Below are 10983 nucleotides of genomic sequence, written 5' to 3'. Positions count from 1 at the left end.
TGAGGGCCATGACGGGTTGCCTTGCCGACTACGAAGAACTGGACCTCGACACCGCCGGGGACCTGGCCCTTGCGGTTGACGAAGCGTGCACGGTGCTGATCGGCATGGCTTCGGCCACAGCCACTCTCGTGCTGGTGGAAGACCCGCGCGCACAGGAACTCGTCGTTCGGGTTTCGACGGACTGCAACACCGCCCACGATGACCTGGACAGCCTCGTACTGAGTGGTTTCAGCCGCCGAGTGCTCGAAGCCCTCACCGAAAAGGTCGAAACCTTTGTCGAGGACACTGGATTCGAACAGCAAAGCAACAGTCGGCCGACGCTCGGCATCTCGCTGACCATCCGGCGGCGTTGGGCCGCGGCACCCGGCTAGCGGTCCACATCTACCAACTTCAGCTGCGGTGGCCGGTCGCGCAGCGTGGACAAGGCAGCTGGGAGATCGACAGAGACCGGTAGTGCCTTGACGGGGTCGCAGATGCCGAGCACGCGGGAAACGGCAGGGCTGGGGATCAGGGTCCAGTCGATATTTTCGCCGGCAAAACGCACGTTCAAGGTGTGCAAGCAGGCGAAGCAGCACGCCCCGAAGAACGGGACGGAACCGAGGTCCAGGACAAGTTGTCCGCTGGGCCTGCTGTGCCGCATTCCCCATTCGGTGAGTTCAGCGGCGTTGGACGCATCCAGCTCGCCGTGGACGCTGATCACTGCGGTCGCCGGCCACAACCACTGGGCACAGAATCGCGCGGGCCTGCGGTCGTTGCCGGACGGTATCACCGCTTTCGCGGCGTTCATGGAGGACATCGGTGACTCCTCAGCAGAAAGAAATACTGTGGTGACGTCACATTCCAGGCTCTGTGGGCTCAAAGCCATTGGATACAGGGAGTCTGTACCGCCCTGCACCCGATGACGTTCGGGGCGGCTGTGAACTCAACCTGCATTGGACTCTACGCCCCGAGACGGCGTCGAACAATCAATTTCGGTTCTCGTCAGAGCCTCTCGAGCAGTGTTGCTGCGCCGGAGCCCGTGAGTTCTCGGGCGGCTTGTCTTCGGCCGGTCATGGCCAGCAGTAGCGCCTCGCCGGTGCCGGTGACTTCCGGCCCGTCACCGTGCTCCCAATCGATGTCGTTGGCCCGCAACCGGAGTCCTCTGATCCGGCGCCCTGCCCCCAGCCGTGGGTTGCCCGGCACCAGAGGCAAGATTCGCTGCAAACGCTGCGCCGGTACCACGCGGGGGCGTCGGAGTGCGCGGCGAATGTCCTGGTGGTGGACGGTGCCGTCGACCAGGCCGATCATGCCGCCGAATCCCGCGGGAAGACCACATGGCCGTAGATGGTGGTTGAGGAAATGGAGCAGCTCGTCGGTCGACATGGTCGTGTATTCGGCAACCCCGACCTCGTTGGCCCGCACCACCCGCCCCCTCGCGAAGCGCTTGAACAACCCGGCGAGATTCAGCTCGTCATAGCTGACGACGTGTGCCACCACGTCTTTCACGGTCCAACCGGTGCACAGTGACTCGGTCTGCCATTCGTCGGGAGTCAAGGTGGCCAGAAATTCGGCAAGATCGGCCCGCTCGTCGCGGGCCAGGTCCATCAGTGATGGTTCGGTGCTCATCACGATGCCTCCTGCTCGACGATGTCCTTTGTGATCACGCACCAGCCCAGCGCATTTCACTACCTTCAGATGCTGCGAGAAGTTTACGCTTGCCGAATGTTTGACTCACGCGTCAGCGGGGTACATCGCCTGCCATGAGACTTGGTGGATTGTTCGGAACACTCGTGCTTGTCTGGTTGATCATCGGCGTGGTGGCGGCCTGGCAGCGCGACTATTTCCATGGCGGATCAACGAACTGCGCGACCGCCGGCGCCATCGCACTGACGGTCATTGCCGGTCCGCTGAACTATGCGGGCGTCAACCCGAAGGTGGACGAGTGCCGTTTGCCGCAACCCAGCGCGACGGGTTCCGTCGCGGCAGTGAATTGAGGTCGCCATGATTCTGCTCGGGGCAATTCTGCTCATCCTCGGTTTGATCTTCAACGTGTACCTGCTCTGGGTGATCGGGGTGATCCTCCTGGTCATCGGCGGCGTGTTCTGGCTGCTCGGGGCCATCGGACGGCCGGTGGCGGGCAGGCGGACCTGGTACTGAGTGCAGGCGACAAGGGCGGCCATCAACGACAAGGGAGGTGCCTGATGCCCAATCCGTCAATCAAGGACGAGAAGCTCTACGAGGAACTGCGAGACGAGGGCAACTCGAAGGAGAAAGCGGCGCGGATCTCCAACGCCGCTGCCAACAGAGGTCGTTCGAGTGTCGGCCGCTCGGGTGGCGAGTCCGGTTCCTATGACGACTGGACGGTCGATCATTTGCGTAAGCGAGCGAAAGAGCTTGGCATCAAGGGATATTCCGACAAGAACAAGCGCGAGCTGATCGGAATGCTCCGCAATCACTGATTCCCCGGATCGAGAGGTCCGACCCACGGCCCCGCTACCCCCAGCGGGGCCGTGGTGTCGGCGTGCGAGCCTTTTGCGCAGCGACTCGGGGTGATCATGATGTTTTGCTCGCGAGACCTGCTCAGGAGATCTACCGTGGAGGCAGCCCATGTAGGCAGGTGGGGCGAGAAATGGCGGAAGGAGCAGCCATGCACGGTCCAAAAGATCCTGTTGACCACGCCCGGACAACCCGGCCGCATGCCGGCGAGTCGATGAAGGACAACGTCATCATGCCGGCACTGGTACTGATCCTGGTGGGTCTGGTCCTGTTCGTCGGCACCCTGGCGGCGTTCGCCACCGGTCATTCCGATGTCGGTCTGATGGTGGGCACGTTGTCTGCCGCCGGATTTGTCATCGGATCGATGTGGCTGGCACTCGAGCACATGCGGGTGCGTCGCATCGAAGAACGCTGGTACACCGACCACCCCGGTGTGATGAGGCAGCGCCCCAGCAGCTGAGCCTGTGCGCGGGCGGCTCAGAAGGGCGGCTCAGAAGGTGAGTGCCAGCACCGCGAAATCGATGGCCAGCAGTGCCAATCCGGCCAGGGGAACCAGAACTCCGTACCACAGTCGCGAGGTGAATATCGATACAGCGATAACGACCACCGGCACCACCGGCGCCCCGTAGAACAGGATCCCGAACCAGAATTCGCCTGGGCCCTTGCTCGCGCACACGTCACCGGTGCACCCAGCCATGCTCATCACCGCACCCATGCCGTACAGGAACACCAGGACCGCCGCAGGAACGGTCAACACCGCCAGCACCCAGGTGAGCGAAATTCGCATCCGCCGCTCGCCGGTGCGCTCAGTTCGCAGAGTCTGTATTCGGTCATGGTGTCCGCATACCCAGTTTCATGAACTTCTGCACGGGTATTCCTGCGCCATGGCCAGATTCGGATACACGTTGATGTGCGAGCAGAGCGGTCCGCAACAGCTTGTCGGCTATGCGGTGTCGGCGGAGCAGGCCGGATTCGATTTCGAAGTGATCAGCGACCACTACAGTCCGTGGCTGGCCAGTCAGGGCCACGCTCCCAACGCATGGCCGGTACTGGGCGCGGTGGCCCACTCAACGGACACCGTGCAGCTGTACTCGTACGTGACCTGTCCGACGATCAGATATCACCCGGCGATCATCGCCCAGCAGGCTGCCACCGTGCAGATCCTGGCCGACGGCCGCTTCACCCTCGGTGTCGGCAGCGGGGAGAACCTCAACGAACACGTGGTGGGTCAGGGGTGGCCCACCGTCGAGCGTCGCCTCGACATGCTGGCCGAGGCGATCAAGCTGATTCGCGAACTCTTCACCGGGGACTTGATCGATTTCCGAGGCGAGTTCTACGAGGTGGACTCCGCGCGCATCTGGGATGTACCCGAAGTCCCGGTGACCATCGCCGTATCGATGACCGGTGAGAAAGCCGTCGAGAAGCTCGCCGTGGCCGCCGATCACCTGATCAACGTCGCACCCGACCACGCGATTGTCGAGGACTGGCACCAGCGTCGCCACGCCACCGGCGCGCTGCCCGAGGGCCGGGTGATCGGACAAATTCCGGTGTGCTGGGACCCCGACCGCGATGCGGCGGTGGAACGGGCCCATGACCAGTTCCGCTGGTTCGGCGGTGGCTGGGCGGTCAACGCGGACCTGCCGACCCCGGCGGGATTCGCCGCGGCAACCCGCTACGTGCGTCAAGAGGATGTGTCCGCGGCCATTCCGTGTGGACCAGACCTGGACGGGATCGTCGCCGCCGTCGCGCCCTATCTCGAAGCGGGATTCACTGATGTCGCATTGGTCCAGATAGGTGACCAGGGCCAGCAGAGGTTCCTCGACGAGGCGGCAAAACCCCTACTGGCCGCGCTGCGCGCCGAGTTCGACTGAGGGCTCGGCCGACATCGGATGACCCAGACGCATCGCAAGCGGCAGCACCAGCCAGATCCCGACGAACGTCAGCAGCGCTACGGCCCCGGCGACCACTCCGGCCTCGCGCCCGGCAACCGTGTCGAAGATCAACTCGGTCACGCCGGTCATCGCGAGTCCGAGCAAGACCAACCCGATGAATGCGCACCTGTGTGCGGCGGAGACCAGCAGGTTCAACCGGTGTCTGCGGAACAGGATGCGGTGCATCCCAACGGGGGCGACCAACAGCGCGGTGGCAGCGGCCGAACATGCGACCGTGACGAGATAGAGGACCCGCATGGGCTCGTCGAGCATCGAAAACCGTTCTTGGAACGGCAAAGTCAGCAGCAAGCCGGTGAGCAACTGAACGCCGGTCTGCACGACCCGCAGCTCCTGCAGGAGGCTGCTCCAGTTGCGGTCCAGCCGTTCGGCTTCCGTTTCATGCCGGGCGGTGTGATCCCAGGGCTGATCCAGCTCGGGGCGATCCGCATCCATGCTGTCGATAATCCCACGTCGGTCATAGGTTTCGGGTTGCGCCGCGATGGGCATTCCTGGCCGAAGGCCCCACGCGGGGCTGCGTGAGGATGCGGAAAGGGATGGCAGTGTCGAAGTCGAGACCGACATCGGAGCGCGTTGTGGTCAGCAGAGTGGCTTCATGAGGCGAGGCTCACAACCTGGCATACTGTCGATCCGAGATGTCGGGAGGTGAGATGGCCGACGAACATGGCCAATCCAAGCCGCTGAACCGCGCGGAGCGGTCGGTGGAGATCCGGGTCGCTGCCAGGTTGGAGAACCTGGCCGTAGTGCGCACACTGGTCGCTGCGGTAGCAGCATTCGAAGACCTTGATTTCGATGTGGTCGCCGACTTGCGGCTGGCCGTTGACGAGGCCTGCACTGCCTTGATCCGGGCCGCAGTGCCTGATTCGAGCCTGCATCTGACCGTCGACCCGGGTGACGAGGCGCTGGTGATCACGGCCTCTACTACCTGTACGGGTGCTGCGGTGGTCGAGCCGGGCAGCTTCAGCTGGCACGTGTTGAGTTCCCTGACAGACGACGTCAAGACGTTCATCAATGGCGACAGATCCGACACCGGTCAGGTATTCGGCATCACCCTGACGACGAGACGAGCGAGCCTGCTGCGGTGACGTCGGAATATGCGGACGTCCGCGACATGTTCCGCGAACTCGGCGGATTGTCCGAGGACTCGCCGGCCTACGAACGCCAACGTGAGCGGATTGTCGAGCGGTGCCTGCCGCTTGCCGATCACATCGCAAGGCGGTTCGACGGCCGGGGTGAACCCCGTGAAGATCTGATCCAGGTGGCGAGAGTCGGCCTGGTCAACGCGGTCAACCGATTCGATGTCGAGGCCGGATCGGACTTCGTGTCATTCGCGGTGCCGACGATCATGGGGGAGGTCCGGCGCCACTTTCGGGACAACAGCTGGTCGGTGAAGGTGCCGCGGCGGTTGAAGGAACTGCACCTGCGCCTCGGCGCGGCGACTGCGGAACTGTCTCAGCGATTGGGCCGTGCCCCGACGGCCTCCGAGCTCGCCGAAGAACTCGACATGGACCGCGAACAGGTGATCGAAGGTCTGGTGGCGGGCAGCTCGTACAACACCCTCTCGATCGACAGTGGTGGCGGCGGCGACGAGGACGCGCCGGCAATAGTCGACACGCTCGGCGATGTGGACGACGGATTGGATCAGATCGATAATCGAGAAACGTTGCGGCCGTTACTCGCTCAGTTACCTGAGCGGGAACGAACGGTACTGTTGCTGCGATTCTTCGAGTCCATGACGCAGACGCAGATCGCCGAGCGGGTCGGTGTCTCGCAGATGCACGTATCGAGACTGCTGGCGAAATCGCTAGCGCGACTTCGTGACCAGCTGCAGTAGCGGCGTTTTGCCGTTCAACGTCGACAGGGCCGCGGCCACGCTGTAGCACGTGTGCAAGTCCGAATCGAGGTCGCAGATGCGGAGCAGCCGGTTCACTGCCTTGCTGGGCACCAACACCCAGTCGATGTTGCCGACAGAGCACCGCGCTTCGATCGCCTTGAGAGTGGAAAGACCTGCGGTGCCGAAGAACTCGACATCGGTGAGGTCGACGGCGACCCGCTCGGCCTGACCGATGTGCCGTAACGCGTAGTCGGCGAATTCGGTCGCGTTCGTGGCATCGATCTCGCCCTTAGCGCTGATCACCGCCGTTGACGGCGGCAGCCAGCGTGTGGCAAATGTGGCTGGCGATTCGTCGGTCCGGTCGATCAGTGCGCTCGTCGAAAAGACAGTCATTGGTAGCTCCATCAGTCGTAATACACGTATTCGTACTGTGGTGCGGCGCCAATCGACACGAATGCGAGTTCCCGCGCGTATGTCGATCGACGCTCGCTGCGGCTGTGAACTCAACCTGTTAAGGACCCTACCGCGATCAAGGTCGTCGGACAATTTGTCTGAGTGGATTCTTAGAGTCCCAGGTCAGACTGTTCGCATGCCGAACGCCGACGCAGTTGCCGGGGTGGTGCTGGCAGCCGGTGCCGGCAGCCGATTCGGAATGCCGAAAGTTCTTGCCGACGGCGGTGACTGGCTCCGTCGGGCGGTAACCGCGCTCGACCGTGGCGGTTGTGACGAGGTGATCGTGGTGCTCGGTGCCGCTGTGGTCGACGTGCCCGCGCCGGCTCGGGCTGTGGTGGCCACCCGCTGGGCCGACGGCATGAGCGCGTCGGTGCGCGAAGGGCTCGAGGCCGTCGGCGGCGCCGAATGGGTCGTCCTGCATACCGTCGACACCCCGGACGTCGCTGCCGATGTCGTGGCCCGGGTCCTGGCCGCGGCACGCGGCTCCCGATCCGGCCTGGCCCGCGCCCGCTATCACGGCCGGCCCGGGCACCCCGTCGTCGTGGCCCGCAGGCACTACCGCGCCCTGATCGCCGGGTTGCGCGGCGACCAGGGGGCCCGGGCGTTTCTCGGCGGTCGTGACGACGTCGTCGCCGTGGATTGCGGTGATCTCGCCACCGGTCTCGATATCGACGAGCGTTGACCGCTACAGCAGGCCGAGTTGTTCGACCGCTCGGCGCTCCTCGAGCAGTTCGGCCACCGACGCATCGATCCGGGCCCTGGAGAACTCACTGATCTCCAGGCCTTCGACGATTTCCCACCTGCCGTCGACCGCGCGAACCGGCAGTGAGGCGACCACACCCTCGGGCACCCCGTAGACGCCGGGGGAGGGAAGCGCCACCGATGTCCAGTCGGCGGGGTCGGTACCGTCCACCCAGTCCCGCACGTGATCGATGGCGGCGTTGGCGGCCGACGCCGCCGACGAAGTGCCGCGGGCCTCGATGATCGCGGTGCCACGGGTGGCCACGGACGGGATGAAATCTCTTGTCAGCCAGTCGGTGTCCGAGGCGTACTCGGAGCCCGGCCGCCCGTCGACCACCGCATGGAAGATGTCGGGGTACATGCTCGGGGAGTGGTTGCCCCACACAGTCACCCGGGACACGTCGGTGACGTGCACACCGGCGTGGGTGGCCAGGGCCGCGACCGCCCGGTTGTGGTCCAGCCGGGTCAGGGCGGTGAATCGCTCCGACGGGATGTCGGGTGCGTGGGCCGCGGCCACCAGCGCGTTGGTGTTGGCCGGGTTGCCGACCACGACGACGCGGACATCGCCGGCCGCGCCGGCGTTCAGGGCTTTGCCCGACTCGGCGAAGATCGCGGCATTGGCCGCCAACAGGTCGGCGCGTTCCATGCCCTTACTGCGGGGCCTGGCCCCGACCAGCAGCGCAACATCAACACCGTCGAAGGCCCGCACCGGATCGTCGTGAATCTCGATATCGACCAGCCCATCGAAGGCGCTGTCGACCAACTCCATGACCACGCCTTCGGCCGCGCGGATGGCCGCAGGCAGTTCCAGCAGCCTCAGCTTCACCGGCACGTCGCGTCCCAGCAGGGCACCGGCTCCGATGCGGAAGAGGGCGGCGTAGCCGATCTGGCCGGCCGCGCCGGTGACCGTGACGACTTTCGGTGACGTGGTCACGTGTGCACCTCCAACCCGAGGATTTCCGTGGCGTACCGCCGCACGGTGTCCTCCGAGATGGCGGCGGCGTCCTCGAAGCCGGGACGGCCCCGGCTGCTCAGGAATCCGGTGACGGGATCCAGGACGACCTCGGCGAGCAGTTCGCCGGTGGTCGGCTCGCATACGGCCCAGGTGTATCGCGTGTCGTCGGCCCAGCCATCTTCGGCGTCGTGTACGTAGTCCAGGTCTGACTCGCCCAGATCGGCGAGCGCGTGCCGGTCGTCGACGCGGTCATCGGCGCGCAGCCCGCGCAGATACCACTGGCCGTTGTTGATCTCTACGGGTTCCACAGGACCAGCGTTCCATAGGCGGCCGCGTGAAACGCCGCGAGGCTGCAGCCACCGGGTGCGGTGACTACAGCCTCGCGGAAAAGATTGGGCGCTACTTGATCTCGGCGATCACGGTGCCCTGGGTGATTGCGGCACCGGCCTCGACGGCCAACCCTGTGATGACGCCGTCCTTGTGGGCCGTCACCGGGTTCTCCATCTTCATGGCCTCCAGAACCACGACGAGGTCGCCTGCGGCCACCTCCTGGCCCTCCTCGACGGCCACCTTGACCACGGTGCCCTGCATCGGCGCGGTCACCGAGTCACCCGATGCGGCCGCACCGCCGCTGGCGCCGCGCTTGCGGGCCTTGGGCTTCTTGCGAAGCACACCGCTCGCGCCGGCGCCGGCTCCGCCGCCGAGCGCCAGATCACCGGGCAGCGACACCTCGAGGCGACGCCCACCGACCTCGACGACCACGGTCTGGCGAGGAATGGTGTCCTCTTCCTCGATCGGGGCGCCACCGGTGAACGGCTCGACGGTGTTGTCCCACTCGGTCTCGATCCAGCGGGTGTGCACGGTGAAACCGTCCTCGTCGCCGATGAAGGCGGGGTCGGAGACCACGGCACGGTGGAACGGGATGACGGTCGCAAGACCCTCGACGTTGAACTCGGCAAGGGCACGGCGGGACCGGTCCAGTGCCTCCTCACGGGTGGCACCGGTGACGATCAGCTTGGCCAGCATCGAATCGAACTGACCGCCGATAACAGATCCGGACTCCACCCCGGAGTCCATCCGGACACCCGGGCCCGTGGGGGCCTCGAACTTGGTGACGGGGCCGGGGGCGGGCAGGAAGCCGCGGCCGGCGTCCTCACCGTTGATGCGGAACTCGAACGAGTGGCCGCGCGGCGTCGGATCGTCGGTGATGTCCAGGGCCTCGCCGTTGGCGATCTTGAACTGCTGGCGTACCAGGTCGATGCCCGAGGTCTCCTCGGTCACCGGATGCTCGACCTGCAGGCGGGTGTTGACCTCCAGGAAGGAGATCAGGCCGTCCTGGCCGACCAGGTACTCCACGGTGCCGGCACCGTAGTACCCGGCCTCCTTGCAGATGCGCTTGGCGGACTCGTGGATCTCCTTGCGCTGCGCGTCGGTCAGGTACGGGGCCGGGGCCTCCTCGACCAGCTTCTGGAAGCGGCGCTGCAGCGAGCAGTCGCGGGTGCCGGCGACGACGACGTTGCCGTGCGTATCGGCGATCACCTGGGCCTCGACGTGGCGTGGCTTGTCCAGGTAGCGCTCGACGAAGCACTCGCCGCGACCGAACGCGGCGACAGCCTCACGAGTCGCCGACTCGAAAAGCTCGGGGATCTCCTCGATGGTGCGGGCGACCTTCATGCCGCGACCGCCACCGCCGAATGCGGCCTTGATCGCGACCGGCACGCCGAACTCCTTGGCGAACGCGACGACCTCGTCGGCGTTCTTCACCGGGTCCGGGGTACCCGGAACCAGCGGCGCCTTGGCCTTGGCGGCGATGTGGCGTGCGGTGACCTTGTCACCCAGATCGCGGATCGACTGCGGGCTCGGCCCGATCCAGATCAGTCCGGCGTCGAGTACGGCCTGGGCGAAATCGGCGTTCTCCGACAGGAAGCCGTACCCCGGGTGGATGGCGTTGGCGCCAGACTTCGCGGCGGCGTCCAGGATCTTCTCGAAGACCAGGTAGGACTCGGCTGAGGTCTGGCCCCCCAGGGCGAAAGCCTCATCGGCGAGGCGTACGTGCGGTGCATCGGCGTCGGGCTCGGCGTATACGGCCACGCTGGCCAATCCCGCGTCCTTGGCGGCGCGGATCACCCGGACCGCGATCTCCCCGCGATTGGCGACCAGCACCTTGGAGATCTTTGAGCTGGCGTGGTTGGCCACGGTGCCTCCTCGGCAGTTCTCTAAGAAACGTCTTTAAGAATCTATCGCGGGCAGTTTATGCGCCGCACCTTGAGGCTTCCCAATCCGGTATCGGTTACCGACGGGTAGCTTTTCGCCGAAATCCGGCCGCGGGAACATCGCTCCTGTTGAGGTGCGAAATTCCCGTCTCAACGGGTAGTCCGACGCTATTACCGTTGGCCCGTGGGTCCGGGGATATTGGTCGTGGGCATCGGCGTGTTGGTGGGCGGCGTGATGGTGGCGGCGCCGAGGGGCATCTGGTGGGCCACCCGGTCCTGATCTGGTACTTCGCCGAGGAGTGTTCAGCTATCCGTGCCACACCTCGGCCCAAGTGGTCAAAGCCGATGGCGACCGAATGAGCG

Annotated in this window: 17 protein-coding genes; 9 read left to right on the top strand and 8 right to left on the bottom strand. The window is 65.2% G+C overall.

All coding sequences use genetic code 11. The features are described from left to right. Nucleotides 1-8: 8 nt before the first annotated feature. Nucleotides 9-371 (top strand): anti-sigma factor, encoded by a 363-nt coding sequence (locus tag ACZYZF_RS28770; RefSeq protein ID WP_463837512.1) that lies wholly within the window; start codon nt 9-11, stop codon nt 369-371. On the opposite strand, the gene ACZYZF_RS28765 is transcribed toward ACZYZF_RS28770, so the two are convergent. Both ACZYZF_RS28765 and ACZYZF_RS28760 read right to left on the bottom strand, forming a co-directional pair. After that, nucleotides 368-796: an STAS domain-containing protein gene (locus ACZYZF_RS28765; RefSeq protein WP_463744699.1), complete on the bottom strand. Its 429-nt coding sequence runs from the start codon at nt 794-796 to the stop codon at nt 368-370. The two genes, ACZYZF_RS28770 and ACZYZF_RS28765, sit on opposite strands and share 4 nt — an antisense overlap. A 185-nt stretch (nt 797-981) precedes the next feature. Further along, nucleotides 982-1605 carry a maleylpyruvate isomerase family mycothiol-dependent enzyme gene (locus ACZYZF_RS28760; protein ID WP_463837511.1) on the bottom strand — a complete coding sequence of 208 codons (624 nt, stop codon included), beginning with the start codon at nt 1603-1605 and terminating at the stop codon, nt 982-984. Between the two features lie 134 nt (nt 1606-1739). Between ACZYZF_RS28760 and ACZYZF_RS28755 the strand changes: the two genes are divergently transcribed. The 4 genes from ACZYZF_RS28755 (at nt 1740) to usfY (ending at nt 2935) form a co-directional block, all read left to right on the top strand. Next, nucleotides 1740-1973, top strand: coding sequence for a hypothetical protein (locus ACZYZF_RS28755; protein WP_463837509.1), 234 nt, complete (start codon nt 1740-1742; stop codon nt 1971-1973). 7 nt (nt 1974-1980) lie between these two features. Next, nucleotides 1981-2136 (top strand): hypothetical protein, encoded by a 156-nt coding sequence (locus tag ACZYZF_RS28750; protein WP_463744696.1) that lies wholly within the window; start codon nt 1981-1983, stop codon nt 2134-2136. 44 nt (nt 2137-2180) lie between these two features. After that, nucleotides 2181-2438, top strand: a complete 258-nt coding sequence (locus ACZYZF_RS28745; protein ID WP_463744695.1) for a DUF7218 family protein — start codon at nt 2181-2183, stop codon at nt 2436-2438. Nucleotides 2439-2626: 188 nt separating this feature from the next. Then, nucleotides 2627-2935 (top strand): protein UsfY, encoded by a 309-nt coding sequence (gene usfY / locus ACZYZF_RS28740; protein WP_463744694.1) that lies wholly within the window; start codon nt 2627-2629, stop codon nt 2933-2935. Nucleotides 2936-2965: 30 nt separating this feature from the next. On the opposite strand, the gene ACZYZF_RS28735 is transcribed toward usfY, so the two are convergent. Next, the gene (locus ACZYZF_RS28735; protein ID WP_463837507.1) at nt 2966-3262 is read right to left on the bottom strand and encodes a hypothetical protein; all 297 of its coding nucleotides are present in this window, start codon (nt 3260-3262) and stop codon (nt 2966-2968) included. A gap of 97 nt (nt 3263-3359) precedes the next feature. Between ACZYZF_RS28735 and ACZYZF_RS28730 the strand changes: the two genes are divergently transcribed. Then, nucleotides 3360-4346 carry an LLM class F420-dependent oxidoreductase gene (locus ACZYZF_RS28730; RefSeq protein WP_463744692.1) on the top strand — a complete coding sequence of 329 codons (987 nt, stop codon included), beginning with the start codon at nt 3360-3362 and terminating at the stop codon, nt 4344-4346. On the opposite strand, the gene ACZYZF_RS28725 is transcribed toward ACZYZF_RS28730, so the two are convergent. Beyond that, nucleotides 4314-4859, bottom strand: a complete 546-nt coding sequence (locus ACZYZF_RS28725; protein WP_463837506.1) for a DUF6328 family protein — start codon at nt 4857-4859, stop codon at nt 4314-4316. The genes ACZYZF_RS28730 and ACZYZF_RS28725 overlap by 33 nt on opposite strands. A 215-nt stretch (nt 4860-5074) precedes the next feature. Here ACZYZF_RS28725 and ACZYZF_RS28720 point away from each other — a divergent pair, with 215 nt between their 5' ends. Further along, nucleotides 5075-5509, top strand: a complete 435-nt coding sequence (locus ACZYZF_RS28720) for an ATP-binding protein (RefSeq protein WP_463744690.1) — start codon at nt 5075-5077, stop codon at nt 5507-5509. 26 nt (nt 5510-5535) lie between these two features. Further along, nucleotides 5536-6258 carry an RNA polymerase sigma factor SigF gene (locus ACZYZF_RS28715; RefSeq protein ID WP_463745276.1) on the top strand — a complete coding sequence of 241 codons (723 nt, stop codon included), beginning with the start codon at nt 5536-5538 and terminating at the stop codon, nt 6256-6258. Here the strand turns inward: ACZYZF_RS28715 and ACZYZF_RS28710 are convergent. Then, entirely contained in the window at nt 6229-6651 is a 423-nt protein-coding gene (locus tag ACZYZF_RS28710) for an STAS domain-containing protein (protein WP_463837505.1), read from the bottom strand. The genes ACZYZF_RS28715 and ACZYZF_RS28710 overlap by 30 nt on opposite strands. Nucleotides 6652-6847: 196 nt before the next feature. On the opposite strand from ACZYZF_RS28710, the gene ACZYZF_RS28705 reads away from it, so the two are divergent. Continuing rightward, complete coding sequence (locus ACZYZF_RS28705) at nt 6848-7393, top strand: nucleotidyltransferase family protein (RefSeq protein WP_463744688.1); 546 nt, start codon at nt 6848-6850, stop codon at nt 7391-7393. Nucleotides 7394-7396: 3 nt separating this feature from the next. On the opposite strand, the gene ACZYZF_RS28700 is transcribed toward ACZYZF_RS28705, so the two are convergent. The 3 genes from ACZYZF_RS28700 to ACZYZF_RS28690 all read right to left on the bottom strand — a co-directional run bounded on the left by ACZYZF_RS28700 (nt 7397) and on the right by ACZYZF_RS28690 (nt 10603). Beyond that, nucleotides 7397-8386: a malate dehydrogenase gene (locus tag ACZYZF_RS28700; RefSeq protein ID WP_463837503.1), complete on the bottom strand. Its 990-nt coding sequence runs from the start codon at nt 8384-8386 to the stop codon at nt 7397-7399. Beyond that, complete coding sequence (locus tag ACZYZF_RS28695; RefSeq protein ID WP_166903207.1) at nt 8383-8715, bottom strand: hypothetical protein; 333 nt, start codon at nt 8713-8715, stop codon at nt 8383-8385. The genes ACZYZF_RS28700 and ACZYZF_RS28695 overlap by 4 nt, the downstream gene beginning before the upstream one ends. A gap of 91 nt (nt 8716-8806) precedes the next feature. Continuing rightward, nucleotides 8807-10603: an acetyl/propionyl/methylcrotonyl-CoA carboxylase subunit alpha gene (locus ACZYZF_RS28690; protein WP_463744686.1), complete on the bottom strand. Its 1797-nt coding sequence runs from the start codon at nt 10601-10603 to the stop codon at nt 8807-8809. Nucleotides 10604-10983 lie beyond the last annotated feature (380 nt).

It is taken from the genome of Mycobacterium sp. IDUB_24, assembly GCF_055419385.1.
This window is presented reverse-complemented; position numbering and strand designations above follow the sequence as displayed.